The organism is Streptomyces sp. NPDC029169, from assembly GCF_055563935.1.
Window position 1 is genome coordinate 307,864 of sequence record NZ_JBVHXA010000007.1, and the last position, 25,905, is coordinate 333,768.

A 25,905-nucleotide genomic window follows, 5' to 3' on the forward strand; every position below is an offset into this window, starting at 1 on the left:
TCCGTGGATCACTCCCGCCTCCTGGCCACCGTGTGGAAGATGCTCGACGAGAGAGCGCCCGGCGACGCGGCGACCGTCCTCGATGTGCCCGACGGCACCACTCTCGCGGAGCTCGCCGCCGCGATCGGCGGGCGGGCGGGCCGGTCCCGGAACATGGTCTCCGGCGGTTTCACCGACCCCTCGCTCACCGAGCGCACCGGGCTGCCCCTCGTCGAGCCCTTCGGGGAGGAGCTGCTGGATCTGCGGGGGTGGGCCTACTGGTCCCACTGGATCGGCTGCGGCGAGGTCGTCGCCCCCGAGGGAGCCCGCCTGGTCGTCGTGGTCGCGTCCCGCGAGGACGCTGCGGTCTACGGGCTCCCGAAGGACGCGTCGTGGGCCGAAAAGCTGTGCATCGTCACCGGATGGGAGCCGATACCCCGGCCGGCCGTCGACTGGACGGCCGCCGAAGCCGCCTTGGGCACGGCGCTGCCGAGCGACTACAAGGAGGTCGTCGACCTGTTCGGCGTGGGCAGCTTCGACTGGTACCTGGACCTCCTCGTCCCCGGCGTCGTGGGCATGGACCTCGTGAAGTGGGCCGAGAACGACGCGAAGCTCGCCGTCGACCTGTCCCCCACGCCGCCCACCCGGCCCCCCACGGACTGCTGCGCTTCGGCACGTCGGAGCAGGAGACCGACTTCGTCTGGCAGACGGGCGCCGCCGACCCCGACGACTGGCCGGTGCTCGTACGGCACGACTTCGAGAGCTGGGAACGGTTCGACTGCGGCTTCGGCGAGTTCGTCCTGCGCATGCTCACGGACGTAGGGCTCGGCTTCCCTCCGAGCCGCCTCGCCGCCCACACGTTCCTGAGCTTCGACATGTCCTGAGGAAGGGCCCCACCGCGAACGGTGAGACCCTTCGAACACCTCGTCATCCGGACGCGACGTCGCCCGCCGGACGGCGGCCGCCGAGCCGGACCCGTGGTCGGCGAGCTCGCGGGTCTCGCCGTTGGTCAGTGAGACGGCCGGGACAGGCGTGGCGGCTCTACTTGTCGGTGGGTGCGTTGCTGACCGCGAACATGCTGCGTCCGGCGCACGGGTGGTCTGCGAACCGGGAGGATGAGCCCCCGCCCAAGCTCACCTCGTCGCCCTCTCTCGCGAAGACCTTTCCGCGCGCGTCGTAGACGACGGCCTTACCGTCCTCGACCCGGGCCGTCCATCCGTGCCCCCAGTTGAGGGCAACGGTTCCTCCGTCGGTTTCCGACTTCACGGCTATGCAGTTCTTGTCCGTGACCACCAGCGTTCCCGGAAGGAGCGCCAGCAGACCGGCCGTGGGGTCGTCCTTTCCGCGCAGGATCATCCGAGGCGGCGTCTCGGAGTTCTTGGCCATGCCGGTCGTCTCCCCCTTGGCGGGGACCGTCCTCGGTGTCTGGTCCGCCGGGGGTTCGTCGGCGAGCGACCCGCAGCCGGTGACCCCCGCCAGCAGCAGGACTCCCGCCACGGCCGCTACGCCACGGCGCACGGTCTTTCTCGTCCGCATGTCGAGCTGGGCTGTCATCGCATCCCGTCCGTTCGCCAGGCACACGACTGGTGTGCGCTCCACGATGGGACGGCGGTGCCGCGGCACGGGTTCCGTACGGCGGCACGGCCGCATATCAGCCGACTTCCAGCGACACGCCCCACGTGTTCAGGACGGTGCTGATCGGCAAGTAGTTGACCCACCGTGAGCACAGGATGCCCGAGGCGTCGGGGGCCACCGAACCGCACGAGTAGGTCATGGGGCCCGCCGTGGTGTCCGCGCTGATGAGGATTCCCCTGGCCTGCACGCCGCCGGACACTGTCTTGAACATCGGGCCGCCGCTGTCGCCCTGGCCGCCCATGATCTGACCGGCCGGGGCCGCGACCTGGATGACGCCGACCCTCACCCCGTTCTCGTCCACGTAGACGTCGGAGTCGTCGTAGACGGTGCCGCAGTGCTCGCCCGTGCTGGCACCCGAGGAGCACACCGGGTCGCCCGGCCAGTTGGAATACCAGCTCTTCACCAGCGATGTGGAGGTGGAGGAGTGGCCGCCACGGAAGATGCGCGGCGTGGTGGCGGGCGAGTCGGACGGGTCGATCAGCATCGAGTCGATGCTGTCGATCGTCGTGACGGACGCCCCGCCGGGGGCGATGGTCTGCCCGACCCCGTCCCGCACGGCCAGGTTTCCGGAGCGGTCGCAGTGGCTCGCGCTGAGGAGTTTGCCCGTGGACCCGGCCAGCACGGCGAAACCGGTGGAACACAGGCCGCTGTTGTTGGCGGTGCGGATGCCGCCCTTCCACGGCGGGGCGTCGTTGCCCCGGGAGAACAGGGCGTCGCCGGCGACCCTCTCGACGCCGAGTTTCAGCGCGACGTGCAGCCGGGTGCGGGCGGCTTCGGCTTCGGCGCGGGAGTACTTCGCCCCGGTGCGGATCGTGACCGTGACGCCGTAGGGGCGGGTGCCGGCGTAGGCGGTGACGTCGGCCGGGGGCGTGCCCTTCCACAGGACGGTGATCGCCCGGCCTGGGTAGTCGGTTTCCTGGCGGGCGAATCCGCGGGCCGCCCCCAGCTCGTGGAGGCGTTCCGCGACGACGGGTATGACGTCGTCGGCCGGGGCGGTGGCATCGAGCCCGGCGGGAAGCGGTCCGGGCTTCACGGTCCAGGCGGAGCGGTCGGGGGCCGTGTAGCGGTGGGCCGTCTTCTGCCCGGGCTGCGAGGGCGTGGGGCCGTCGGGCTGAGGCGCAGCAGCGCCAGGGGTGATCCCCAGCGCGAGCGTCAGCGCGGCCGCGCCGAGCGTTACGGGTAGGAGTCTGCGTTTCACGTGTCCTCCGTGTCAGCACGGACCGAGGAGAACGACGCCCCCCGGTGTGATCTTCGGCACCCCGCGTCGCCTGTTTTCGCGCCAACACGGCCGGCCGGTTACATCCCGGCTGACCGTCAGCGCGCACAGGGTCCATGGCTGTCCGCTCCGCGTAACTGAGACGGAGAACGTCGAAGGGCCCCACCGCAAGCGGTGGGGCCCTTCGACATCGTGCCCGGTGAGGCACTGGCGGAGGATACGAGATTCGAACTCGTGAGGGGTTGCCCCCAACACGCTTTCCAAGCGTGCGCCCTAGGCCACTAGGCGAATCCTCCGCCGCAAACAATACAAGACGCTGAGGGGTGCTCGCGAACGTGATCCAGAAGAGCCTCCCGCGACCGAGACCGGGGGCTCGAGCGGGTCCCGGGATCGGGTACCCTTGGCGGAGCCCCTCACGTGGCGCTATCTGACTGAACTCCCCCAGGGCCGGAAGGCAGCAAGGGTAGGTCGGCTCTGGCGGGTGCGTGGGGGGCGCTTGCGTTCCCGGGGGATTTCGCGGAGTGCCCGGGTTGTCGGTGGGCGCCTATAACCTCGTATACGTGTCGTCTCTCGCGCTGTACCGCCGCTACCGCCCCGAGTCCTTCGCCGAGGTCATCGGGCAGGAGCATGTCACCGACCCGTTGCAGCAGGCCCTGCGGAACAACCGGGTCAATCACGCGTACCTGTTCAGCGGGCCCCGCGGCTGCGGCAAGACGACCAGTGCGCGCATCCTTGCGCGCTGTCTGAACTGTGAGCAGGGGCCTACCCCGACGCCCTGTGGTGAGTGTCAGTCCTGTCGGGACCTTGCTCGTAACGGGCCCGGATCCATCGACGTCATCGAGATCGACGCCGCGTCCCACGGTGGCGTGGACGACGCCCGTGACCTGCGGGAGAAGGCCTTCTTCGGGCCCGCCGCCAGCCGGTACAAGATCTACATCATCGACGAAGCGCACATGGTCACCTCGGCGGGCTTCAATGCCCTGCTGAAGGTCGTCGAGGAGCCGCCGGAGCATCTGAAGTTCATCTTCGCCACGACCGAGCCCGAGAAGGTCATCGGGACCATTCGGTCGCGGACCCATCACTATCCGTTCCGGCTCGTGCCCCCGGGCACCCTGCGGGACTACCTGGGCGAGGTCTGCGGGCGCGAGGGCATTCCCGTCGAGGACGGCGTGCTGCCGCTCGTCGTGCGCGCCGGTGCCGGGTCCGTGCGTGACTCGATGTCCGTGATGGACCAGCTGCTCGCCGGGGCTGCTGATGATGGTGTGACATATGCCATGGCGACCTCTCTTCTCGGCTATACGGACGGCTCCCTGCTCGATTCTGTTGTCGACGCCTTCGTCGCCGGTGACGGCGCTGCCGCGTTCGAGGTCGTCGACCGGGTCGTCGAGGGCGGAAACGATCCTCGGCGGTTCGTCGCCGACCTCCTTGAGCGGCTGCGCGACCTCGTGATCCTCGCCGCTGTGCCGGACGCCGCCGAGAAGGGGCTCATCGACGCCCCGGTGGACGTCATCGAGCGCATGCAGGCGCAGGCGTCCGTGTTCGGTGCGGCCGAGCTCAGCCGGGCGGCCGACCTCGTCAACACCGGGCTGACCGAGATGCGCGGCGCCACCTCGCCGCGGCTCCAGCTGGAGCTGATCTGCGCGCGCGTGCTGCTGCCCGCCGCCTTCGACGACGAGCGGTCGCTCCAGGCCCGGATCGACCGGCTCGAGCGCGGCGCCGCCTCCGCGCCCGTACCCGCGCCCGTCTTCACGACCGGTTCGCCCGCGCCCGCCATGGGGTACGTCCCCGGGCCCGACGCCCATACGCCGATGGCCCCGCCCCCGCCCCCGGCCCCGCAGCCTCCCGTCCAGCAGGCCCCGGCCCCGCAGGCGCCTGCCGCGGAAGGCCCTCGGCCCGGCGCCTGGCCCGGTGCCGCGGCCCCCGGCGCTCCCGCCCCCGGCGCCTGGCCGGATGCCTCGACGCCGGCCCCCGCCCCCGCGCCCACCCCGGCCGCGCCCGCACCCACCCCCACTCCCGCCGCCCCCGTCGGCGACATGGCCCAGGGCGCCGCCCAAGTGCGGAACATGTGGCCGTCGATCCTCGACGCCGTCAAGAACCGGCGCCGCTTCACGTGGATCCTGCTCAGTCAGAACGCCCAGGTCGCCGGGTTCGACGGCACCACCCTCCAGCTCGGCTTCCTCAACGCCGGCGCCCGCGACAACTTCGCGAGCAGCGGCAGCGAGGACGTCCTGCGCCAGGTCCTGGCCGACCAGTTCAACGTGCAGTGGAAGATCGAGGCGATCATCGACCCCTCGGGCGGTGCCAACCCGCCGCCCGCCGCGACCGGCTTCGGCGGCGGACGCCCGCCCCAGGCCCCCGCTCCGGCCGCGCCCCAGCAGCAGTGGGCACCCTCGCAGCAGCAGGCACCGCAGACTCCGCAAGGCCACCAGGCACCGCCCGCCCCACCCGTCCAGCAGGCGCCCGCACCCGCCCCCGTACAGCAGACGCAGCACCACACCCCCGCGCCCGTCGCGCCCGAGGACGACGTGCCCGAGGAGGACGACCCGGACCTCGTCGACTCCGCGCTCTCCGGCCACGAGCTGATCGTGCGCGAGCTCGGAGCCACCGTTGTGGAGGAATACACGAACGAGTAGGGCGGTCTCGCTCAGCGGCCCGCACAAAGATCACGGCCGGTCGCGGGCTACCCTGGCTGGCGTGAAGGTCCTCGTCATCGGCGGCGGCGCCCGCGAACACGCCCTGTGCCGCTCTCTCTCCCTCGATCCCGACGTCACCGCTCTGCACTGCGCGCCCGGCAACGCCGGAATCGCGGAGGTCGCCGAGCTGCACCCCGTCGACCAGCTGGACGGCGACGCCGTCGCCCGCCTGGCCACCGGCCTGGAGGCCGATCTGGTCGTCGTCGGCCCGGAGGCCCCGCTCGTCGCGGGCGTCGCCGACGCCGTCCGCGCGGTCGGCATCCCCTGCTTCGGCCCGTCCGAGCAGGCGGCGCAGCTGGAGGGCTCCAAGGCGTTCGCCAAGGACGTCATGGCCGGGGCCGGCGTCCCGACCGCCCGCAGCTACGTCTGCACCACCCCGGAGGAGATCGACGAGGCGCTCGACGCCTTCGGCGCTCCGTACGTCGTCAAGGACGACGGTCTCGCGGCCGGCAAGGGCGTCGTCGTCACCTCCGACCTGGAGGAGGCGAAGGCCCACGCCCTCGCCTGCGACCGCGTGGTCATCGAGGAGTACCTGGACGGCCCCGAGGTCTCCCTCTTCGCGATCACCGACGGCGTGACCGTCCTCCCCCTCCAGCCCGCGCAGGACTTCAAGCGCGCGCTCGACGGCGACGAGGGCCCGAACACCGGTGGCATGGGCGCCTACTCCCCGCTGCCCTGGGCCGACCCCAAGCTGGTCGACGAGGTCATGGACACCGTCCTCCAGCCGACGGTCGACGAGCTGCGCCGCCGCGGCACCCCGTTCCAGGGCCTGCTGTACGCGGGTCTGGCGATCACCAGCCGTGGCGTACGGGTCATCGAGTTCAACGCCCGCTTCGGCGACCCGGAGACCCAGGTCGTCCTGGCCCGGCTCCGCACCCCGTTGGCGAGCGTCCTGCTGAACGCCGCCAACGGCACCCTCGACACCGAGCCGCCGCTGAACTGGCACGAGGACGCCGCCGTGACCGTGGTCGTCGCCTCGCACAACTACCCGGGGACCCCGCGCACGGGTGACCCGATCGAGGGCCTGGACGAGGTCGCGGCGCACGATGCCCCGCACGCGTACGTCCTGCACGCCGGGACCAAGCGGGAGGGCGACGCGATCGTGAGCGCCGGCGGGCGTGTCCTGTCGGTCACCGCGACCGGAAAGGACCTGGCGCAGGCCCGCGAGCGGGCGTACAAGGCGGTCGGCCGCATCCGTCTGGACGGCTCGCAGCACCGTACGGACATCGCGCGCAAGGCCGCGGGGGAGTGAACCTCTAACCGCCCCGAACCGTCATCACCTTTACCCAAAGCCATTCCATCGAGTGACGGCTGGGCCATCCGGATGACGCCCGCCCACGCCCCAACTAGGGTGCGGCGGAGGCGTTCCGGCACTTGGCCCACCGGCATTGCGATGTCAGTGGCGGGTGCCACAGTGGGGGAGTGAGCAACACCGCCACGGGCAGTCCCGACCAGGGCAGGAGGGGGTGATGTACCGCGTGTCCGGTACCGGTTCCGTTGCCGGCGAGGAGATGGGTGCGCGCGCCGCGCGCACCCGGGCCGTCGGCGTCCTCCGCGTCCGCGGCAGGGCGCTGGGCGTCGCGCTGCTCCCCGCCGCCGCGGCCGTGATCCTGTACGCGGGAGGGGTCACCGGTCACATGACCGGGCCCGGCTGGGACACCGCCCGCTGGGTCACCACCGTGCTCGCGCTCGTCGTCCTGCTCGCCGCCGGGGCCGTCGCCCTGGTGATCGCGCGCTCCCGGCCCGCCGTCACCCCCACCGTCGAGCTCTCCGAGACGGCCGCCCCCGATCTGTACCGCATGGTGCGGGACCTGGCCGACCGGCTCGGAGTCCCCGCGCCCTCGGCGATAGCCCTGACGCCGGACTGCGACAGCTGGCTCGAGGACCGTACGCATCCGGCGCACGGCTCGTACGGCTCGCACGGCTCCGGTCGTACGGCGGGACTCCGGCGCTCCACCGACGCTCCGGTCCTGGTCATAGGCTCGCCCTTCCTGTGGTGGATGCGCGTCGGCGAGCTGCGCGCGGTCCTCGCCCCCGTCGTCGCCGGTACGGCTCCGGCCGCGCACCCCGACATAGCGGCGGCCCGCCGCTTCGTGCAGGGCCTGGACGCCGCCGTCGCCGCTCCCCGCCGCCCCGGGCTCGACCCGGTGAGCAGGCTCGGCGCGCACGTGGTCGCGCGGGTCGCCCGCGTGCTGCTGCGGCTCAGCCGCGGACACGCCGCCGAGATGGAGCGGGGCGTCGCCGTGGCGGGCTCCGAGCGTGCACAGGCTGTGGACTACGGAATCCGGATCGTCGCCCAGGAGCAGGTCGGCCTCGCCTACGCGGGCTGGGACCGGCTGCTCACCCGCGTCGCGCTGCCCGCCTGGCGGATGGGCCGCTGGCCGTCGAGCCTCGACGTGGGCGTGGTCTCGGCCCTCACCGAGCTCTCCCGCCGCGACCGCCTCGCCGAGGGCTTCGCCTCCCGGCTCGGCGAGCGCCCGGCCTGCGACCTGCTCGAAGAGCCCGGCGCGGTCGACGAGGCCGCCTCGCTGCTGGCCGCCCGGCTCTTCCACGGCGGCCCGGCGGAGGCCGGCCCGGACTGGTCCCCGGTGGACTGGAGCCAGTACCCGGAGGAGGTCGTGGACCGCAAGTGGCGCAGCGACGCGGCCCGCCTCCACCAGGTCCTCGACGAACTGGGCGTCCTCCCGGCCGGCTCCGGCGCCCGGTCGGGTACCGGGGGCGTGACGGCCGACGGCCCGACGCTGACCCGCGTCATGACCCACCTGTCGGCCCCGACCGCCACGGTCGCGGCGCCCACCCCGGAGGCCACGGAGGCGGCGCCCACCCCAGAGCCCACGGACAAGCCCCCCGCCCCCGACACCCCGGACCCGTCCGCCCTGGTCCCGTCCGCCCCGGACCCGTCCGACCTCCCCCGCCCCAACCCCACCGCCGACACGCTCGCCGCCGCCCTCACCGCCCGCGTCGCGCGCGAGGAGGCCGCAGCGCCCGCAGCGCCCACCCCCGCGCCGCACAGCGCCGCCCTCGGCGGCGGCGACACGCTGCCGCTCTTCCCGCTGCAGCCGCCGCGGACCGGGCGTGATCTGCTCGCCGACCACGTGACGGCGATGGTCTGCTGCGCCGCCGTCGACACCGCAGGCGCCGCCCCCGGCCTCGACTGGCTCGACGGCCCCGCGCTCCTCGTCGGCGGCGTGCGGAACACCGATCTGACCGCCCGCGTCCTCGCTCTCGTCGAGGACGGCGACCCCGGGCCCCTGAGTACCTGGCTCACCGAGACCGGCGTCCGCCCCGAGAAGCCCGTCCGCCTCGTGTAGCTCTCCCGGCCCCCGGAAGCCCACCGTCCGTTCACGTCAATTCGCGACGAACGGTGACGGAGTGCGTGCGTTATGTGATGTGCTGGAGACCGGCACTGACAGCAGCACATGACAGCGCATGTGCGTACGACGGCAGACGGCACGCGGGGGAGTCGAGGGAGGGGCGCGGTATGGGGGCGGAGCAGATCAGGCGGTGGGAATCGGGCGCGTTCGCCCACGCCGTCACGGACCCCTTCGGCCAGGGCCCCCTGCCCTGGCTGCGCGGATCGGAGAACTACTTCGACGACACGGGCCAGGTCGTCCCTTGGTACGCCGACGAGACACTGGCCCGCGGCGGCAGCGGCGGCCCGCGCACCGCCGACGACGTACGGAGCCAGATCAAGGGGTTCGCGTCCAACGGGGCCGTCGCCCCCGGCGAGGCGATCGATTTCCACATCACCGTGGACCCGCCCCAGCAGTTCTCGGTCGACATCTACCGGATCGGTCACTACGCCGGCGAGGGCGCCACCAAGATCACCACCAGCCCCCGGCTCTCCGGCATCGTCCAGCCCGCCCCGCTCACCGCCGACCGCACCGTCTCCTGTCACCACTGGTGGCAGTCCTGGCGCCTGCAGATCCCGTCCCACTGGTCGATCGGCGCGTACGTCGCCGTGCTCACCACCGCCGACGGCTACCGCTCCCACATCCCCTTCACCGTCCGCGACAACCACCCCGCCGACCTCCTCCTCGTCCTCCCGGACATCACCTGGCAGGCGTACAACCTCTACCCCGAGGACGGCCGGACGGGCGCCAGCCTCTACCACGCGTGGGACGAGCAGGGCCGGCTCCTCGGCGAGGTGGACGCGGCGACCACCGTCTCCTTCGACCGCCCCTACGCGGGCGCGGGCCTCCCCCTCCACGTCGGCCACGCCTACGACTTCATCCGCTGGGCCGAGCGGTACGGCTACGACCTCGCCTACGCCGAAACCCGCGATCTGCACGCCGGCCGCGTCGACCCCGCCCGCTACCGCGGCCTGGTCTTCCCCGGCCACGACGAGTACTGGTCCGTCCCCATGCGCCGGACCGTCGAACTCGCCCGCGACCAGGGCACCTCCCTCGTCTTCCTCTCCGCCAACACCATGTACTGGCAGGTGGAGCTGGGCCCCTCCCCGTCCGGCGTCCCCGACCGGCTCCTCACCTGCCGCAAGCGCCGCGGCCCCGGCCGTCCCGCGCTCTGGCGCGAGGTCGACCGCCCGGAGCAGCAGCTGCTCGGCATCCAGTACGCGGGACGGGTGCCGGAGCCGCACCCCCTGGTCGTACGGAACGCGGACCACTGGCTCTGGGAGGCCACCGGCGCCGGGGACGGGGACGAGATCCCCGGCCTGGTCGCGGGCGAGGCGGACCGCTACTTCCCGCGCACCGCGCTCCCCGAGCACCAGGGCCGCATCCTGCTCGCCCACTCGCCCTACCGGGACAGCGAGGGGGCGCTCCGCCACCAGGAGACGAGCCTCTACCGGGCCCCGTCCGGAGCGTGGGTCTTCGCCTCCGGCACCTTCGCCTGGTCGCCCGCCCTGGACCGGCCGGGCCATGTCGACCAGCGGATCCAGCGCGCCACCGCGAATCTCCTCGACCGCATCTGTAAGAGGGACTGACCAGGACGAGCGACCGGACCAGGAAGAGCGATGGGACCAGGGCGTTCGAGGGGCCGCTCGCCGAGTGCCCCGCGCGGTGCGAGAGAATCGAACTGTTCCTGGATCAACCTACGCGGAGGAACCGTGTCCGGATTCGTAGAAAAGCCCGAGCCTGTCCAGGTCCCGGGCCTGACCCACCTCCACACGGGCAAGGTGCGTGACCTCTACCAGAACGAGGCGGGCGACCTCGTGATGGTGGCCAGTGACCGCATGTCCGCGTACGACTGGGTGCTGCCGACCGAGATCCCCGACAAGGGCCGGGTGCTCACCAAGCTCTCCCTGTGGTGGTTCGACCGGCTCGCCGACCTGGTCCCCAACCACGTCCTGTCCACCGAGATCCCGGCCGGCGCCCCCGCCGACTGGGAGGGCCGCACCCTCATCTGCAAGTCGCTGACCATGGTGCCGGTCGAGTGCGTGGCCCGCGGCTATCTGACAGGCTCCGGCCTGGTCGAGTACAACGAGTCCCGTACGGTCTGCGGCCTCGCGCTCCCCGAGGGCCTGTCCGACGGCTCCGAGCTGCCCGCGCCGATCTTCACCCCGGCCACCAAGGCCGCGGTCGGCGACCACGACGAGAACGTGCCGTACGAGGAGGTCGCCCGCCAGGTCGGTGCCGAGACCGCCGCCCTGCTGCGCCAGACGACCCTCGCCGTCTACGGCCGGGCCCGGGACATCGCCCGCGACCGGGGCATCATCCTCGCCGACACCAAGTTCGAGTTCGGCTTCGAGTCCGCCGAGGGCGGCGAGACGCTGATCCTCGCCGACGAGGTCCTCACCCCGGACTCGTCCCGCTTCTGGCCGGCCGACCAGTGGCAGCCGGGCCGCGCCCAGCCCTCGTACGACAAGCAGTTCGTCCGCGACTGGCTGACCTCCCCGGCCTCCGGCTGGGACCGCAGGAGCGAGCAGCCGCCGCCCGCGCTCCCGCAGGAGATCGTGGACGCGACGCGCGCCAAGTACATCGAGGCGTACGAGCTGCTGACCGGCCACACCTGGCAGTAGAACGACACGAAGAAACCCCCGGTCGGATCGACCGGGGGTTTCTCTCTGTGGAGCGGACGACGAGATTCGAACTCGCGACCCTCACCTTGGCAAGGTGATGCTCTACCAACTGAGCCACGTCCGCATGCGCCGTAGCGCGGAGCCAACTATACCCAACCTTTCTCCCGCGCGAGACACACCGCCGTGTGACGGTTCTCGGCGCCGAGCGTCGCGGCGGCGGAGGAAAGGTGGTTCCGGACCGTCCCCGGGGAGAGCGAGGCCCCCTCGGCGATCTCCGCGACCGGGGCGCCGTCGGCCGCGAGTTCGAGCACCTCGGCCTCCCGCGCGGTCAACGGGGAGTCCCCGGCGGCGATCGCGTCGGCCGCCAACTCCGGGTCCACATAACGGTGTCCGGCATGCACGGTACGGATGAGCTCGGCCGGCCGCTGGGCGCTGACGGTCTTCGGGACGAAGCCCCGCACCCCCGCCGCGAGCGCCCGCTCGAGGTGCCCGGGGCGGCCGTGACCGGTCACGATCACGCTGCGGCAGCCGGTCAGCGCGTCCCGCAGGGATGTGGCGACCCTCACACCGTGGGTCAGGCCCCCGGAACACCAGCAGACACGACGAAGGCCCGGTTCCTGAGAACCGGGCCTTCGATCAACGAGCGGACGACGAGATTCGAACTCGCGACCCTCACCTTGGCAAGGTGATGCTCTACCAACTGAGCCACGTCCGCATTGCTGCCGCTCAGCTCTCACTGGGCGGTGCGAGCACCACTGTACCTGATCCACCGGAGTGGCCGGTAATGCGATGCAGAGCGGGTGACAGGAATTGCACACTGCGCCTTCCCCCTGGAAGGGGGGTGTTCTGCTACTGAACTACACCCGCACGCTGCGTGAGGTCCGGCCCTGCGGCCTCGCCCCTCGGCGTGATCCAGACTCTAGCCGATCAGCAGGGGTGCAATGCAACTCCGTTGCCGACGCGCAGTCAGGCCGGTGGCTCAACTGGCCTCGCGGAACGCCTCGTAGACCCGCTTCGGGATGCGACCGCGGGCCGGCACGTCCATCTTGTTGGACTGGGCCCAGGCGCGGACCGCCGCCGGGTCGGGTGCCAGGGCGGTGTGCTTGTACGAAGCCACGGAGCCGCCCGCCTTGGCGGAGGCGGCCTTGCCCGTCAGCTTCCGGCCGGCCTCGAGGTAGGGCGCGAGCGCCTTGCGCAGTTTCTCTGCATTGGCGGGATTCAGGTCGATCTCGTACATCTTCCCGTCCAGGCCGAACGCAACCGTTTCCGCCGCTTCTCCGCCATCGATGTCGTCGAAGAGAGTGACCACTACTCGCTGAGCCACGGATATCGGTCCTTTCCTGCGGTCCGCCGTGTCCTGTCGGTGTACGGAACACCTCTGACGTGCGGCGACACCGACTGTGCGGCTGGTCCGGGGCAATGCTGCTTTCCTCTGTATTCCTTTGTACAGCGGTTCGCGTCACATTGTGAAGCCAAGCCAATTGCATCAGCGTGTCCCACCGCAATGGGCCGCGCAATATTTCAGTTGAATTTTCCGTGGGGATCTTCGGAGATCTTCGGGAGGCTTTGTAGGGTCCTCCAGTCCTCTACCCGCGTAGAATTTGGAGGCAGGTACGCTGAGGGAACCGCCCACGCAACACACCACCGGGAGTGCCAGTGGCACGCGTCGTAGTCGACGTCATGCTCAAGCCGGAGATCCTCGACCCTCAGGGGCAGGCGGTGCAGCGTGCACTGCCCCGCCTCGGATTCGAAGGAATCGCCGACGTCCGCCAGGGAAAGCGCTTCGAGCTGGAGGTGGAAGGACCGGTCGACGAGGCCGCCCTCGCCCGCATCCATGAGATGGCCGAAACCTTCCTCGCCAACACCGTGATCGAGGACTTCACCGTCAAGGTCGAGTCCACGGAGACCGCCGGGGCCTCGTCGTGACCGCACGCATCGGCGTCGTCACGTTCCCCGGAACGCTCGACGACCAGGACGCGCTCCGCGCAGTCCGCGTGGCGGGCGCCGAGCCCGTCTCGCTCTGGCACCGCGACAAGGACCTCAAGCAGGTCGACGCCGTGGTCCTGGCCGGCGGCTTCTCCTACGGCGACTACCTGCGGGCCGGAGCCATCTCCCGCTTCTCGCCGGTCATGGAGACGATCATCGAGCAGGCGAAGGCGGGCATGCCCGTCCTCGGTATCTGCAACGGCTTCCAGATCCTCACCGAGGCCCATCTGCTGCCGGGAGCGATGCTCCGCAACAACCACCTGCACTTCATCTGCCGCGACCAGAAGCTGCGGGTGGAGAACGCGGACACCGCCTGGACCGCCGACTACGAGCAGGGCCAGGAGATCCAGGTCCCGCTCAAGAACATGGACGGCCGGTACGTCGCCGACGAGCGCGTGCTCGACGAGCTGGAGGCCGAGGGGCGGGTCGCCTTCCGCTACCTGGGCCTGAACCCCAACGGCTCGCTCCGTGACATCGCGGGCATCACCAACGCCGCGGGCAACGTGGTCGGCCTGATGCCGCACCCCGAGCACGCCGTCGAGCCGCTGATCGGTACGGGCCGTACCGACGGCCTCGGTTTCTTCACCTCGATCCTCAAGAAGCTGGTCAACGCCTGATGACTCTGGACACGGTCAAGCACGCGACCGAGACGCCGGACAGCGAGCAGCCCTGGAAGGAGCTCGGCCTCAAGGAGGACGAGTACGCGCGCATCCGCGAGATCCTCGGCCGCCGTCCCACCGGTGCCGAGCTCGCCATGTACTCCGTCATGTGGTCCGAGCACTGCTCGTACAAGAGCAGCAAGGTCCACCTGAAGCAGTTCGGCGAGAAGGTCCCGCAGAACGACGCCATGCTCGTCGGCATCGGCGAGAACGCGGGCGTCGTGGACGTCGGCCAGGGTTACGCGGTCACCTTCAAGGTCGAGTCGCACAACCACCCGTCGTACATCGAGCCCTACCAGGGCGCGGCCACCGGCGTCGGCGGCATCGTCCGCGACATCCTCGCCATGGGCGCCCGCCCGGTCGCGGTCGTGGACCCGCTGCGCTTCGGCGCGGCCGACCACCCCGACACCAAGCGTGTCCTCCCCGGAGTCGTCGCGGGCATCGGCGGCTACGGCAACTGCCTGGGCCTGCCGAACATCGGCGGCGAGGTCGTCTTCGACGAGTGCTACCAGGGCAACCCGCTCGTCAACGCCGGCTGCATCGGCGTGATGAAGCACGAGGACATCCACCTGGCCAAGGCCTCCGGCCCCGGCAACAAGGTGATCCTCTACGGCGCCCGGACCGGCGGCGACGGCATCGGCGGTGTGTCCGTCCTCGCGTCCGAGACCTTCGACGACACGAAGCCCACCAAGCGCCCCGCGGTCCAGGTCGGCGACCCCTTCCAGGAGAAGCTCCTCATCGAGTGCACCCTGGAGATCTTCAAGGAGAAGCTGGTCGCGGGTATCCAGGACCTGGGTGGCGCCGGCCTCTCCTGCGCCACGTCCGAGCTGGCCTCCGCCGGCTCCGGCGGCATGCGCGTCGAGCTCGACCGGGTCCACCTGCGCGATGCGACGCTCTCGCCTGAGGAGATCCTCATGAGCGAGTCGCAGGAGCGCATGTGCGCGATCGTGGAGCCCGCGCACGTCGACCGCTTCCTGGAGATCTGCGAGAAGTGGGACGTCATCGCCACCGTCATCGGTGAGGTGACCGAGGGCGAGCGCCTGGAGATCTTCTGGCACGGCGAGCAGATCGTGGACGTGCCGCCGCGGTCCGTGGCCCACGAGGGTCCGACCTACCACCGGCCGTACGCGCGCCCGGAGTGGCAGGACGCGCTCCAGGCCGACGACGCGAACAAGCTGCCCCGGCCGCAGACCGGTGAGGAGCTGAAGGACCAGGTCCTGAAGCTGGTCTCCTCCCCGAACCAGGCGTCGAAGTCCTGGATCACGGACCAGTACGACCGGTTCGTGCAGGGCAACACCGTCCTCGCCCAGCCCGAGGACGCGGGCATGGTCCGTATCGACGAGGAGACCAACCTCGGCGTGGCCATGGCGACCGACGGCAACGGCCGGTACGCGAAGCTCGACCCGTACACCGGTGCGCAGCTCGCGCTCGCGGAGGCGTACCGCAACGTCGCCGCCTCCGGCGCCAAGCCGCTCGCCATCTCGGACTGCCTGAACTTCGGTTCGCCCGAGGACCCGGCCGTGATGTGGCAGTTCGCCGAGGCCACCCGTGGTCTCGCGGACGGCTGCCTCCAGCTCGGCACCCCGGTGACCGGCGGCAACGTCTCGCTGTACAACCAGACCGGCGAGGTCGCCATCCACCCGACGCCGGTCGTGGCCGTGCTCGGTGTGATCGACGACGTCAACCGCCGTACGCCGATCGCCTTCGCGGAAGAGGGCCAGCTCCTCTACCTGCTCGGCGATACGCGTGAGGAGTTCGGCGGCTCGGCCTGGTCCGAGGTGATCCACCAGCACCTCGGCGGTCTGCCGCCGGCCGTGGACCTCGACCGGGAGAAGCTGCTCGGCGAGATCCTGATCTCCGCCTCCCGCGACGGCATGATCGACGCGGCGCACGACCTGTCCGACGGCGGTCTGGTCCAGGCGGTCGTCGAGTCCTGCCTGCGCGGCGGCACGGGCGCGCGCCTGATCGTGCCAGAGGGCCTGGACGCGTTCACGTACCTCTTCAGCGAGTCGGCCGGCCGTGCGGTCGTCGCCGTCCCGCGCAGCGAGGAGCTCCGCTTCACCGACATGTGCGGTGCACGCGGTCTTCCCGCGACCCGGATCGGTGTCGTGGACGGCGAAGAGGTCGACGTGCAGGGCCAGTTCAGCATCTCCCTGGAGGAGCTGCGCGCGGCCCACGAGGCGACGATCCCGGGCCTGCTGGCCTGACGTACGTACCGCTGTACGGCAGCCCCCGCCTTCGGGCGGGGGCTGTTCGCGTCTAGCTGTTCGCGTCTACGTGATGTTCACTCCGCTTCACTCCGCCTTGCCCCAGAAGGCGTCCCCCTCGTCGATGTCCTCGACGCACTCGTCGACGTCGGTGATCTTGCCTCCGACGATCGTGAAGAAGAGCCCGCCTCGCATCTCGATGCCACGGTCCCCGCGCTCGGCGTACCACTTGTGCGTGGAGATGACGTGTCCGCGGCCGTCCGGGTAGATGCCCGCCGGCTCCACGCGCAGGGAGCCGCCGGACAGGTCGAGCACCTGGCGGAAGTGGGCCAGAACGTTCTCCCGGCCCTTGAAGTGCCCGGACGCCTGGCTCTCGCCCGGTGAGTGGTACGTACAGTCGGCCGTCATCATGTCGGCGAGGGTCACCATGTCTCCCTTGCCGAACGCCTCGTAGCACTGGCGCACCACGGCGCTGTCAGGGTGCATACCCATGGTCGTTCCGCCCTTCTCGTGCGCGGCCGATCGGTGCTGGTCGTCTCTTCCAGTCTCCGACTACCCTCGCCCCCATGCCACCGGCCAAGAAGCGCACCCGCAGTTACGACTCCGTCAAGATCCGCGCCGCCGTGCTCGCCCAGTTCGGGAACGTACGGGAGGCGGTGGCCACGCTCACTCCCGAGCAGCTCGACGGGCCGACGCGGCTGGGGGAGTGGACCGTACGGGAGCTGGCGGCGCACATCGCCTCGATGCTCGACTCCGTGCCGCGCTGCCTGGCTGCGCAGGAGCCCGCGAAGCAGGAACTCGTCCTGCTCGACTGGCCCTTCGTGACCGCGTCCGCGGCGGCGCGTATCGACGAGCAGACCCGGGGGATCGAGGCGTCCGACCTGGCCGGGCATTATGAGCGGACCCTGGAGGCGTACGAGAAGAGCGTCGCGGGCACTTCCGACGACCGGCTCCTGCCGATCAGCTTCGGGGCGATGCGCCTCGCCGACTTCCTGGTCACCCGTACCGTCGAACTCGTCGTCCACACCGACGACCTGAACGCGGCGACCGGTCTGGACATCCCGTACGACCGCCAGGCCCTGGCCGCATGTACGCGTGTGCTCGCGGACGCGCTGGCGGTGAAGGCCCCGGGAGGCGCGGTCGAGGTGCGGATCCCGCCGTTCGCCGTGGTCCAGTGCGTGGAGGGTCCCCGGCACACCCGGGGCACCCCGCCCAACGTCGTCGAGACGGACCCGCTGACCTGGATCCGGCTGGCGACCGGCCGCGCGCGCTGGGCCGAGGAGCTGGACGCGGCGCGGATCAGCGCGAGCGGCGAGCGGGCGGACCTCGCCGCGCTGCTGCCGATCATGGGCTGACTGCCCGCTGACTGCCCGCTGACTGCCCGCTGACTGCCCGGAGTCGTACGGAACCGTCCGGCCCGGAGCCGTAAGGAACCGTCCGGCGCGCCCGCCCGTCCCACCGGCATGCAGAAGCCGCGCATCACCACAGCTGCCGCCGCTCTGGCCTCGCTCCTGGCCCTCGCCGCCTGCGGCACCGAGAAGGCCGGATCGGACCCCGGTGCGGGCACGGTCGCCCCGGACGTGCCCGTCGTCGGTGCGGACTGGTCCGTCGAGAGCGTCACCGTCGCCGGGAAGACAACCCGCGCCCCCGCCGGCACGCACGTCGACATCGACAGCGGCGGCAAGGTCAAGGGCAACAGCGGCTGCAACCACTTCGGCGCCACCGTCGACGTCAAGGGCGACAGCGTCACCGTGACGATGGCCGAGACGACCGAGATGGCGTGCGAGGGCGACGTCCAGGCCTTTGAGGACACCTTCCACAAGGTCTTCTCCGGCACCCTCAAGGCGAAGGTGGCGAACGACCGGCTGACTCTCACCGCCCCCGACGGCAGGGCGACCCTCACCCTGTCGAACATTCCGCCCGCGCCGCTGCACGGCACCACCTGGACCGTCGACTCCCTGCTCTCCGGCGACACGGCCGCCTCCCTGCCGAAGGGCAGCGAGGGCAAGGCGCACTTCGTCATCGACAAGGACGGCCGGGTCCGCGGCAACCTGGGCTGCAACCGGTTCACGGCCACCGCGAAGGTCACCGCCGAGACCCTCACCGTCACGGGACCGGTCGTGACCACCAGGATGATCTGCTCCGAGCCGCAGATGGACCTGGAGACGAAGCTGTACGAGCTCCTCGACGGCCCTCTGTCGTACGAGCTGAGCGACCGCGCCCTCACCCTCACGGGCGCCGACGGCGAGGGCTTCGCCGCGACCGCCACCGCACCGGCCGCCAAGGGCTAGGGACGGGTGGCGGTGCGAAGTGCGTCACACCGAGCGGCGCCCGCCCATGCCGTACGAGCGTGCGCTTGCCACCGCCCGGTCGCCCGGGACCCTGTTCCCGCCTAGGGAGAAGGGCATCTACGCACGTCAGTGGATCAGTTCGTGTGATCACACCACTCGGATGCCCTCTGGATTTCCCCAATTCGGACCAGTGGTCGACCTCCCCTACACTCGGAGACGTGCCACGTGGTGACGGTCGACTCAATCATGATCTGCTCCCCGGCGAGAAAGGCCCCCAGGACGCGTGTGGCGTCTTCGGTGTCTGGGCTCCGGGTGAAGAGGTCGCCAAGCTCACTTACTTCGGGCTTTACGCCCTCCAGCATCGGGGCCAGGAATCCGCGGGTATCGCGGTCAGCAACGGCTCCCAGATCCTCGTCTTCAAGGACATGGGCCTCGTGTCCCAGGTCTTCGACGAGACCTCTCTCGGTTCCCTCCAGGGTCATATCGCGGTCGGTCACGCCCGCTACTCGACCACCGGTGCCTCGACGTGGGAGAACGCGCAGCCGACGTTCCGGGCGACCGCCCACGGCTCCATCGCGCTCGGCCACAACGGCAACCTGGTGAACACGGCCCAGCTCGCCGAGATGGTCGCCGACCTGCCGAAGCAGGAGGGCCGCTCCACCCGTGTGGCGGCCACCAACGACACCGACCTGCTCACGGCGCTCCTCGCCGCCCAGGTCGACGAGGACGGCAAGCCGCTCACGATCGAGGACGGCGCCGCGAAGGTCCTCCCGCAGGTGAAGGGCGCGTTCTCCCTCGTCTTCATGGACGAGCACACCCTCTACGCGGCCCGTGACCCGCAGGGCATCCGCCCACTGGTCCTCGGCCGTCTCGAGCGCGGCTGGGTCGTCGCCTCGGAGTCCGCCGCCCTCGACATCTGCGGCGCCAGCTACGTCCGCGAGGTCGAGCCCGGCGAGATGATCGCGATCGACGAGAACGGCATCCGCACCTCGCGATTCGCGGAAGCGAAGCCCAAGGGCTGTGTCTTCGAGTACGTGTACCTGGCCCGCCCGGACACGGACATCGCCGGCCGCAACGTCTACCTCTCCCGCGTGGAGATGGGCCGCCGCCTCGCCAAGGAGGCCCCGGTCGAGGCGGACCTGGTCATAGCGACGCCGGAGTCCGGCACTCCGGCCGCGATCGGCTACGCCGAGGCCTCCGGCATCCCCTTCGGCGCCGGCCTGGTGAAGAACGCCTACGTCGGCCGCACCTTCATCCAGCCGTCCCAGACCATCCGCCAGCTGGGCATCCGGCTGAAGCTGAACCCCCTGAAGGAAGTCATCAAGGGGAAGAAGCTCGTGGTCGTCGACGACTCGATCGTCCGCGGCAACACCCAGCGCGCCCTCGTCCGGATGCTCCGCGAGGCCGGCGCCGCCGAGGTCCACATCCGGATCTCCTCCCCGCCCGTGAAGTGGCCGTGCTTCTTCGGCATCGACTTCGCGACCCGCGCGGAGCTGATCGCCAACGGCATGACGGTCGACGAGATCGGCAAGTCGCTCGGCGCGGACTCGCTCTCGTACATCTCCCTCGACGGGATGATCGAGGCGACCACCATCCAGAAGCCGAACCTCTGCCGTGCGTGCTTCGACGGCGAGTACCCGATGGAGCTCCCGGACCCCGAGCTGCTCGGCAAGCAGCTCCTGGAGACCGAGCTGGCCGCCGGTCCGGCCGCCACCGCGGCCGCCGACGCGCTGCGCCGCCCGTAAGACCCGCTGCACACACGCAGTACGACACGAAAGTTCTTCAGCATGTCTACTGAGTCCTTTGAGCGTGCTCCGCACGCGGGCACTGGTGCCAGCTACGCGTCCGCGGGCGTCGACATCGAGGCGGGTGACCGCGCCGTCGAGCTCATGAAGCAGTGGGTGAAGAAGACGCAGCGCCCCGAGGTCCTCGGTGGCCTGGGCGGCTTCGCCGGCCTCTTCGACGCCTCCGCCCTCAAGCGCTACGAGCGTCCGCTGCTCGCCTCCGCCACCGACGGTGTCGGCACGAAGGTCGACATCGCCCGGCAGATGGGCGTGTACGACACGATCGGCCACGACCTGGTCGCGATGGTCATGGACGACATCGTCGTCTGCGGCGCCGAGCCGCTCTTCATGACCGACTACATCTGTGTCGGCAAGGTCCACCCCGAGCGGGTCGCCGCGATCGTCAAGGGCATCGCCGAGGGCTGCGTCCTGGCCGGTACCGCCCTGGTCGGCGGCGAGACCGCCGAGCACCCCGGTCTCCTCGGCCCGGACGACTTCGATGTCGCCGGCGCCGGTACGGGCGTGGTGGAGGCCGACCGGCTCCTCGGCCCCGATCGCATCCGTACGGGTGACGCCGTCATCGCGATGGAGTCCTCCGGGCTTCACTCCAACGGGTACTCGCTCGTCCGGCACGTGGTCTTCGACCGCGCCGGCATGACCCTCGACCAGCACGTCGAGGAGCTCGGCCGGACCCTGGGCGAGGAGCTCCTGGAGCCTACGAAGATCTACTCGCTGGACTGCCTGGCGCTCACCAGGACCGCCGAGATCCACGCCTTCAGCCACATCACCGGTGGTGGCCTGGCCGCCAACCTGGCGCGGGTGATCCCGGACGGGCTGCACGCCACGGTCGACCGTTCGACCTGGGCCCCGGGCGCGATCTTCGACCTGGTCGGCAAGGCCGGGCAGGTCGAGCGGCTCGAGCTGGAGAAGACCCTGAACATGGGTGTCGGCATGATGGCCGTCGTCCCGGCCGAGTCCGTCGAGGTCGCCCTGGCGACCCTGGAGGACCGGGGCGTCGAGGCCTGGGTCGCGGGCGAGATCACCGAGCGCGGCGACCGCACCACCGGCGCGGAGCTGGTCGGCGACTACGCGGTCTGATGCTTCGAGGGTGCTTCGAGGGGTGGGTGGGCGATGCCCGCCCACCCCTCAGCACGTGGGAACGCACAGAAACCCGGTCCGGGTAGCCCCGGACCGGGTTCGCTATTGAGCAGCGCTCTTCAAGAGGTCAAGCGCGACGCTGGGACGACGCGTCGGGACCGGACTCGTCGTCCTCGTCCTCGTCGTCCGTGTTGTAGAGATCCGCGTACTGCGCGTACGGGTCGTCTTCCTCGTCGTCGTCCTCGAACGGCTCGCCATTCGGCGGCTGGCTCGAAGTCGAAGCGCCCAGCTCGTTGGCCAGACGCGACAGGTCAGTCCCGCCGCTGCTGTACTTCAGCTGGCGGGCGACCTTGGTCTGCTTGGCCTTTGCCCGGCCGCGCCCCATGGCTCGACCCCCTCGGTGACGGGGCTCGGCGGCCCCAGAGTCTTGACACGCGTTCATGATTCGGAACGGGCTCTCGGTGGAGAGACCGGTCCGTAGGGCTTCAACGGTACCTGCTTCCGTGGCCATACGGTACGCCGCACGCATCACATGACCCGGTACAGAACCATCGAGGTGCCCTGTCCTCGCTGGTCAATCGCGATTTTAACCTCTTCTTGAGGGCCGACCCGCCGACCGGGGTGAGTCATCTCTCGATTGGGGTGAACCTACAAAGTTCACCCCTGGGAGCGCCCCAGCCGGTCCGGCCCTGGGCCGGCCCAGGACCGGACCTCAAGATTCGGCCACGGCTCAGCCGCGGCGGGCGTCCGCCATCCGCTGCTCGGCGATCCGGTCGGCGGCCGCGGCCGGCGGAATGCCGTCCGCCTTCGCACGCGCGAAGATTTCGAGGGTGGTGTCGAAGATCTTCGTGGCCTTCGCCTTGCACCGGTCGAAGTCGAAGCCGTGCAGCTCGTCGGCGACCTGGATGACGCCGCCGGCGTTGACGACGTAGTCGGGCGCGTAGAGGATCCCGCGGTCCGCGAGGTCCTTCTCGACACCGGGGTGCGCGAGCTGGTTGTTGGCCGCGCCGCAGACGATCTTCGCGGTGAGGACCGGCACGGTCGCGTCGTTCAGGGCGCCGCCGAGCGCGCACGGGGCGTAGATGTCCAGGCCCTCGACGCGGATCAGGGCGTCGGTGTCCGCGACGACCGTGACCTGCGGGAACTTATCGGTGATCCGGCGTACGGACTCCTCGCGCACATCGGTGATGTACACCTGGGCGCCGTCCTCGAGCAGGTGCTCGACGAGGTAGTGGCCGACCTTGCCGACGCCCGCGACGCCGACCTTGCGGTCGCGCAGCGTGGGGTCGCCCCAGAGGGTCTGCGCGGAGGCGCGCATGCCCTGGAAGACGCCGAAGGCGGTGAGGACCGAGGAGTCGCCGGCGCCGCCGTTCTCGGGGGAGCGGCCGGTGGTCCACTGGTTGGTGCGGGCCACGACGTCCATGTCGGCGACGTAGGTGCCGACGTCGCACGCCGTCACGTAGCGGCCGCCGAGGGAGGCGACCATGCGCCCGTAGGCGAGCAGCAGCTCCTCCGTCTTGATCTTCTCGGGGTCCCCGATGATCACGGCCTTGCCGCCGCCGTGGTCCAGGCCGGCCATGGCGTTCTTGTACGACATGCCCCGGGAGAGGTTCAGCGCGTCGGCGACGGCCTCGGCCTCGGAGGCGTACGGGTAGAACCGGGTGCCGCCGAGGGCGGGGCCCAGGGCGGTGGAGTGGAGGGCGATGACGGCCTTGAGGCCGGAGGCGCGGTCCTGGCAGAGCACGACTTGCTCGTGGCCACCCTGCTCCGAGTGGAACAGAGTGTGCAGTACGTCAGCAGGAACGCCGGTCACATCGGTCACGGTGGTGACTCCCAAGTACGAAGCGGCGGTTGGTTCCGGGCCTGCCTGCGGGTGGTGGCGGGACCGGTTCGGCAAGAGAGTAAGTCCTACGCGGGCGTAGATCCGCCTCAGTGCTGAGGATCACCCCCTGGCGGAGTATCGCCGTGGAAGGATCGCGACATGTCGGTCGCCTCTTCGGTCATTGTCCCGTACGCCTCCTATCTGCGGGTCTATGAGCCCCTGGGGGCCTTCCCGGAGCCGGAGCGGGGGCACTGGGCGCAGTACGCGCGGCGGGCGGAGAAGCCGACCGCGCAGGACGAACTGCGGCGCTCGCTCGCGGACTTGCTGCCGACCCCGCCGATTCCGGTGCCGGTGCACGAGAGTGGGGACGCGTTCGTCGCGTACGTGGACGGGGTGGTCGTGGTCTGTCCCTGGCGGACCCGGCTGCGGGGCTGGCTGGCCCTGGAGGAGCTGGGGCAGGCGCGGGAGGCCGAGCCGGGGCGTTCGCTGCCCGGGCCGGTGCTCGACGCGATGCTGCCGCCGGTGGTGCGCGCCCAGGTGGCGGCGGACCACGAGCGCTGGCGGGAGCGGAACCCGGACGCCCGCCCGTGGATCCGTACGGCGGTCTGGCAGGTCCCCGTGCGCTGGTTCACGCTCTTCGCGGACGAGGAGCGGGAGTACGTGCCGGGGGAGCCGGAGCGGGGCGAGGCGCCGGTGTTCCGGTACCGGACGCCGATGGTGCAGGCGCGGCGGCGGCTCGCACGGGCGCTGCGGACGCTGCGGGAGTCGATCGACGAGGGTCCGATGACGGAAGGCCTGGTCGAGGTCGGCCGGTGGCTGGAGGAGTTCCATCCGCGGGCGCTCGTGGAGCTGGACTACGGCGGTCTGGTGCACGCGGTGCCGGCGGAACGGCTGGCGGAGGACCGGTCGGCGGCCGACATGGCGGAGGGGATCGCGGCGCTGCGGGACGGCGACGGGGAGGGTGCGAGCGCGGCGTACGGCCGGCTGGCGGAGCGGTGGCGGCGGATCCGCAACCTGCAGTTTGCCAATTGACCATCGACAGGACACGTCCGCCTGATGTAAATGATCATTGAGCGTCGCAGGGCTTCGGTGTGCCTGGTGAGGACGTCGGTGAGTTCGTAGCGGGACGTAGGTCCCGATCCGGGCCTTTGGCTCAAGCGTGACGGATAGCACTTACTGCGCCCTTGCGCCCATCGCCCACCCTCGTGCCAAAATAGGACAAGGAGTCCGGGGAGGGTTCCTTCCGTCCAACTATGGGCGGAACGCTCAGCATTGCACTCTATGGGGGGTCTGACGACTCCTGATCGCTCTGTGACTGATCGTCACAGTGGCGTGACTGTCCGTTATGGCATGGTCTCGTGACTTCCGCCGTGGATGAACACCTGCGAGGGCAATTCCATCGGTTTGGCCGACGTGGCTGGACGGATGGTGTAGTTGTAGTGCCGAGGACAAGCCGTTCGTCCTATAACCGACTCGGCTCGCGTCCGCCATTTCGGGCAACGCGGGTCAAGGTGCAGAATTTAGAGGAAAGAACCGAGAAGGTTCGGTTCTCCCGAGGAGGCCGCTCATGACCGCTCGCACCCCTGATGCCGAGCCGCTGCTGACCCCCGCCGAGGTTGCCACGATGTTCCGCGTGGACCCGAAGACGGTGACCCGTTGGGCCAAGGCAGGGAAGCTCACGTCCATCCGCACCCTGGGTGGACACCGCCGGTACCGCGAGGCTGAGGTCCGCGCCCTGCTGGCGGGTATTCCGCAGCAGCGCAGCGAGGCCTGAGGTACGCGCAACACCCCGCTTTACCCTGCATGACCGGGCATTTCCGGGTCCCCCAACCTGGTTCGCCCACACCCCAAGCTCTGCCGACGGGCGCCTGCCCCAACAGGCTCTTCGTCATCGATCGCGCTGGACTCCGCCGGGTCCAGCGCGATCTTTTTTGTGCCGGCTCATGCGCCCCGGAGGGCGGTGCAATTGCACATATTAAATGGGGCCGGTGTAGGAAGGGCATAAGCGGAGGAGTTCGTAAAACTCGTTCGGTGACTCCCGTCACACTGGCGAAGCCTTGCCAAGGAACAGCCTGCCCCTCTCCGGGCGGCCCCCAACCCGCCGTTGGTCATGGGCTGGTGGGACTTTCGTCCTCGGTCCGCTCGACCTCCAGAGTGAGCTTCAGGAGGCGGTGACAGACCGGGCAGTGGCGGGTGATGTGCCTCTGGCGGGACGCGGCCGCCAGATGGGCGCGCAGCAGCGCGCGTATCTCGTGTCTCGACTGTCGTTCCGGTCGAGCCGGTCGTGCTTCGGACGCCGCGGCCATGCGCGACCACCTCCGGTGTGGGCCCCCGTTTCCCTGATGTCTGGGGTACCGGGGTCCGCCCGACGCCGTCAATACACCGGGAGGCAACGAAGAAGGCCCACGTCTTTCGACGTGGGCCTTCTTGAAAGCGATCCTGACGGGACTTGAACCCGCGACCTCCACCTTGACAGGGTGGCGAGCTAACCAACTGCTCCACAGGACCATGTTTCGCGGCCCTCAGCGGGGCTGCGAAGAAGACTGTACAGCAGGTCA

23 protein-coding genes, 5 tRNA genes and 1 other RNA gene are annotated in these 25,905 nt (G+C 70.5%); 16 read left to right on the forward strand and 13 right to left on the reverse strand.

Going from position 1 to position 25,905, the window contains the following annotated elements:
- The first annotated feature begins 3 nt into the window (after positions 1-3).
- A complete protein-coding gene (locus ACZ4VI_RS16575; RefSeq protein ID WP_467999909.1) occupies positions 4-801 on the forward strand; it encodes a hypothetical protein in 798 nt (265 codons plus the stop codon).
- Between the two features lie 219 nt (positions 802-1,020).
- On the opposite strand, the gene ACZ4VI_RS16580 is transcribed toward ACZ4VI_RS16575, so the two are convergent.
- From ACZ4VI_RS16580 to ACZ4VI_RS16590, 3 genes are all read right to left on the reverse strand, one after another.
- A complete protein-coding gene (locus ACZ4VI_RS16580) occupies positions 1,021-1,533 on the reverse strand; it encodes a hypothetical protein (protein ID WP_467999910.1) in 513 nt (170 codons plus the stop codon).
- A 97-nt stretch (positions 1,534-1,630) separates the two neighbouring features.
- Positions 1,631-2,812: a chymotrypsin family serine protease gene (locus ACZ4VI_RS16585; protein WP_467999911.1), complete on the reverse strand. Its 1,182-nt coding sequence runs from the start codon at positions 2,810-2,812 to the stop codon at positions 1,631-1,633.
- Between the two features lie 226 nt (positions 2,813-3,038).
- Positions 3,039-3,126: transfer RNA gene (locus ACZ4VI_RS16590), tRNA-Ser, on the reverse strand.
- 108 nt (positions 3,127-3,234) lie between these two features.
- On the opposite strand from ACZ4VI_RS16590, the gene ffs reads away from it, so the two are divergent.
- The 6 genes from ffs to ACZ4VI_RS16620 all read left to right on the forward strand — a co-directional run bounded on the left by ffs (position 3,235) and on the right by ACZ4VI_RS16620 (position 11,500).
- Positions 3,235-3,333: signal recognition particle sRNA small type (gene ffs / locus ACZ4VI_RS16595), an RNA gene on the forward strand.
- A gap of 57 nt (positions 3,334-3,390) precedes the next feature.
- Entirely contained in the window at positions 3,391-5,463 is a 2,073-nt protein-coding gene (locus ACZ4VI_RS16600) for a DNA polymerase III subunit gamma and tau (RefSeq protein ID WP_467999912.1), read from the forward strand.
- Between the two features lie 61 nt (positions 5,464-5,524).
- Positions 5,525-6,775: a phosphoribosylamine--glycine ligase gene (gene purD / locus ACZ4VI_RS16605; protein ID WP_467999913.1), complete on the forward strand. Its 1,251-nt coding sequence runs from the start codon at positions 5,525-5,527 to the stop codon at positions 6,773-6,775.
- A gap of 217 nt (positions 6,776-6,992) precedes the next feature.
- Positions 6,993-8,834 carry a M48 family metalloprotease gene (locus ACZ4VI_RS16610; RefSeq protein WP_467999914.1) on the forward strand — a complete coding sequence of 614 codons (1,842 nt, stop codon included), beginning with the start codon at positions 6,993-6,995 and terminating at the stop codon, positions 8,832-8,834.
- A gap of 170 nt (positions 8,835-9,004) precedes the next feature.
- Complete coding sequence (locus tag ACZ4VI_RS16615) at positions 9,005-10,465, forward strand: N,N-dimethylformamidase beta subunit family domain-containing protein (protein WP_467999915.1); 1,461 nt, start codon at positions 9,005-9,007, stop codon at positions 10,463-10,465.
- A gap of 123 nt (positions 10,466-10,588) precedes the next feature.
- Positions 10,589-11,500, forward strand: a complete 912-nt coding sequence (locus tag ACZ4VI_RS16620) for a phosphoribosylaminoimidazolesuccinocarboxamide synthase (RefSeq protein WP_467999916.1) — start codon at positions 10,589-10,591, stop codon at positions 11,498-11,500.
- 48 nt (positions 11,501-11,548) lie between these two features.
- Here the strand turns inward: ACZ4VI_RS16620 and ACZ4VI_RS16625 are convergent.
- The 5 genes from ACZ4VI_RS16625 to ACZ4VI_RS16645 all read right to left on the reverse strand — a co-directional run bounded on the left by ACZ4VI_RS16625 (position 11,549) and on the right by ACZ4VI_RS16645 (position 12,824).
- A tRNA-Gly gene (locus ACZ4VI_RS16625) sits at positions 11,549-11,624 on the reverse strand.
- A gap of 22 nt (positions 11,625-11,646) precedes the next feature.
- Positions 11,647-12,066 carry a LuxR C-terminal-related transcriptional regulator gene (locus ACZ4VI_RS16630; RefSeq protein WP_467999917.1) on the reverse strand — a complete coding sequence of 140 codons (420 nt, stop codon included), beginning with the start codon at positions 12,064-12,066 and terminating at the stop codon, positions 11,647-11,649.
- Between the two features lie 76 nt (positions 12,067-12,142).
- Positions 12,143-12,215: transfer RNA gene (locus tag ACZ4VI_RS16635), tRNA-Gly, on the reverse strand.
- Between the two features lie 80 nt (positions 12,216-12,295).
- Positions 12,296-12,367: transfer RNA gene (locus tag ACZ4VI_RS16640), tRNA-Gly, on the reverse strand.
- A gap of 112 nt (positions 12,368-12,479) precedes the next feature.
- Positions 12,480-12,824: a histone-like nucleoid-structuring protein Lsr2 gene (locus tag ACZ4VI_RS16645; protein WP_467999918.1), complete on the reverse strand. Its 345-nt coding sequence runs from the start codon at positions 12,822-12,824 to the stop codon at positions 12,480-12,482.
- Between the two features lie 332 nt (positions 12,825-13,156).
- Here ACZ4VI_RS16645 and purS point away from each other — a divergent pair, with 332 nt between their 5' ends.
- From purS to purL, 3 genes are read left to right on the forward strand one after another with little or no spacing between them, the layout of a single operon-like run.
- A complete protein-coding gene (gene purS, locus ACZ4VI_RS16650; protein WP_260230829.1) occupies positions 13,157-13,426 on the forward strand; it encodes a phosphoribosylformylglycinamidine synthase subunit PurS in 270 nt (89 codons plus the stop codon).
- Positions 13,423-14,103, forward strand: a complete 681-nt coding sequence (gene purQ / locus ACZ4VI_RS16655) for a phosphoribosylformylglycinamidine synthase subunit PurQ (RefSeq protein ID WP_467999919.1) — start codon at positions 13,423-13,425, stop codon at positions 14,101-14,103. Before purS ends, purQ begins: the two co-directional genes overlap by 4 nt.
- The gene (gene purL, locus ACZ4VI_RS16660; RefSeq protein ID WP_467999920.1) at positions 14,103-16,352 is read left to right on the forward strand and encodes a phosphoribosylformylglycinamidine synthase subunit PurL; all 2,250 of its coding nucleotides are present in this window, start codon (positions 14,103-14,105) and stop codon (positions 16,350-16,352) included. The genes purQ and purL overlap by 1 nt, the downstream gene beginning before the upstream one ends.
- Before the next feature lie 87 nt (positions 16,353-16,439).
- On the opposite strand, the gene ACZ4VI_RS16665 is transcribed toward purL, so the two are convergent.
- Entirely contained in the window at positions 16,440-16,844 is a 405-nt protein-coding gene (locus ACZ4VI_RS16665; protein ID WP_467999921.1) for a nuclear transport factor 2 family protein, read from the reverse strand.
- A gap of 74 nt (positions 16,845-16,918) precedes the next feature.
- Between ACZ4VI_RS16665 and ACZ4VI_RS16670 the strand changes: the two genes are divergently transcribed.
- The 4 genes from ACZ4VI_RS16670 (at position 16,919) to purM (ending at position 21,525) form a co-directional block, all read left to right on the forward strand.
- Positions 16,919-17,707: a maleylpyruvate isomerase family mycothiol-dependent enzyme gene (locus tag ACZ4VI_RS16670; RefSeq protein WP_467999922.1), complete on the forward strand. Its 789-nt coding sequence runs from the start codon at positions 16,919-16,921 to the stop codon at positions 17,705-17,707.
- A gap of 108 nt (positions 17,708-17,815) precedes the next feature.
- Positions 17,816-18,643 carry an META domain-containing protein gene (locus ACZ4VI_RS16675; RefSeq protein WP_467999923.1) on the forward strand — a complete coding sequence of 276 codons (828 nt, stop codon included), beginning with the start codon at positions 17,816-17,818 and terminating at the stop codon, positions 18,641-18,643.
- A gap of 218 nt (positions 18,644-18,861) precedes the next feature.
- Positions 18,862-20,388, forward strand: coding sequence for an amidophosphoribosyltransferase (gene purF / locus ACZ4VI_RS16680; protein WP_467999924.1), 1,527 nt, complete (start codon positions 18,862-18,864; stop codon positions 20,386-20,388).
- Positions 20,389-20,430: 42 nt separating this feature from the next.
- The gene (gene purM / locus ACZ4VI_RS16685; RefSeq protein ID WP_467999925.1) at positions 20,431-21,525 is read left to right on the forward strand and encodes a phosphoribosylformylglycinamidine cyclo-ligase; all 1,095 of its coding nucleotides are present in this window, start codon (positions 20,431-20,433) and stop codon (positions 21,523-21,525) included.
- A 127-nt stretch (positions 21,526-21,652) separates the two neighbouring features.
- On the opposite strand, the gene ACZ4VI_RS16690 is transcribed toward purM, so the two are convergent.
- The gene (locus ACZ4VI_RS16690; RefSeq protein WP_352189724.1) at positions 21,653-21,910 is read right to left on the reverse strand and encodes a DUF3073 domain-containing protein; all 258 of its coding nucleotides are present in this window, start codon (positions 21,908-21,910) and stop codon (positions 21,653-21,655) included.
- Between the two features lie 345 nt (positions 21,911-22,255).
- Positions 22,256-23,347, reverse strand: coding sequence for a Leu/Phe/Val dehydrogenase (locus tag ACZ4VI_RS16695; protein ID WP_467999926.1), 1,092 nt, complete (start codon positions 23,345-23,347; stop codon positions 22,256-22,258).
- Positions 23,348-23,506: 159 nt separating this feature from the next.
- On the opposite strand from ACZ4VI_RS16695, the gene ACZ4VI_RS16700 reads away from it, so the two are divergent.
- Positions 23,507-24,379, forward strand: coding sequence for a DUF8083 family protein (locus tag ACZ4VI_RS16700; RefSeq protein WP_467999927.1), 873 nt, complete (start codon positions 23,507-23,509; stop codon positions 24,377-24,379).
- A gap of 535 nt (positions 24,380-24,914) precedes the next feature.
- Positions 24,915-25,121, forward strand: a complete 207-nt coding sequence (bldC, locus tag ACZ4VI_RS16705) for a developmental transcriptional regulator BldC (RefSeq protein ID WP_003949541.1) — start codon at positions 24,915-24,917, stop codon at positions 25,119-25,121.
- 334 nt (positions 25,122-25,455) lie between these two features.
- Here the strand turns inward: bldC and ACZ4VI_RS16710 are convergent, their stop codons facing one another.
- The gene (locus ACZ4VI_RS16710; protein WP_467999928.1) at positions 25,456-25,653 is read right to left on the reverse strand and encodes a DUF6274 family protein; all 198 of its coding nucleotides are present in this window, start codon (positions 25,651-25,653) and stop codon (positions 25,456-25,458) included.
- Between the two features lie 128 nt (positions 25,654-25,781).
- Positions 25,782-25,855, reverse strand: a tRNA-Asp gene (locus tag ACZ4VI_RS16715).
- Positions 25,856-25,905 lie beyond the last annotated feature (50 nt).

Bases quoted from the DNA above. Each gene is read 5' to 3' on its own strand.
- ACZ4VI_RS16615 (WP_467999915.1), top strand. From the start codon at position 9,005: ATGGGGGCGGAGCAGATCAGGCGGTGGGAATCGGGCGCGTTCGCCCAC.
- purL (WP_467999920.1), top strand. From the start codon at position 14,103: ATGACTCTGGACACGGTCAAGCACGCGACCGAGACGCCGGACAGCGAG.
- ACZ4VI_RS16580 (WP_467999910.1), bottom strand. From the start codon at position 1,533: ATGACAGCCCAGCTCGACATGCGGACGAGAAAGACCGTGCGCCGTGGC.
- ACZ4VI_RS16700 (WP_467999927.1), top strand. From the start codon at position 23,507: ATGTCGGTCGCCTCTTCGGTCATTGTCCCGTACGCCTCCTATCTGCGG.
- ACZ4VI_RS16670 (WP_467999922.1), top strand. From the start codon at position 16,919: ATGCCACCGGCCAAGAAGCGCACCCGCAGTTACGACTCCGTCAAGATC.
- ACZ4VI_RS16690 (WP_352189724.1), bottom strand. From the start codon at position 21,910: ATGGGGCGCGGCCGGGCAAAGGCCAAGCAGACCAAGGTCGCCCGCCAG.
- ACZ4VI_RS16710 (WP_467999928.1), bottom strand. From the start codon at position 25,653: ATGGCCGCGGCGTCCGAAGCACGACCGGCTCGACCGGAACGACAGTCG.
- purM (WP_467999925.1), top strand. From the start codon at position 20,431: ATGTCTACTGAGTCCTTTGAGCGTGCTCCGCACGCGGGCACTGGTGCC.
- ACZ4VI_RS16675 (WP_467999923.1), top strand. From the start codon at position 17,816: ATGCAGAAGCCGCGCATCACCACAGCTGCCGCCGCTCTGGCCTCGCTC.
- bldC (WP_003949541.1), top strand. From the start codon at position 24,915: ATGACCGCTCGCACCCCTGATGCCGAGCCGCTGCTGACCCCCGCCGAG.
- ACZ4VI_RS16610 (WP_467999914.1), top strand. From the start codon at position 6,993: ATGTACCGCGTGTCCGGTACCGGTTCCGTTGCCGGCGAGGAGATGGGT.
- ACZ4VI_RS16665 (WP_467999921.1), bottom strand. From the start codon at position 16,844: ATGGGTATGCACCCTGACAGCGCCGTGGTGCGCCAGTGCTACGAGGCG.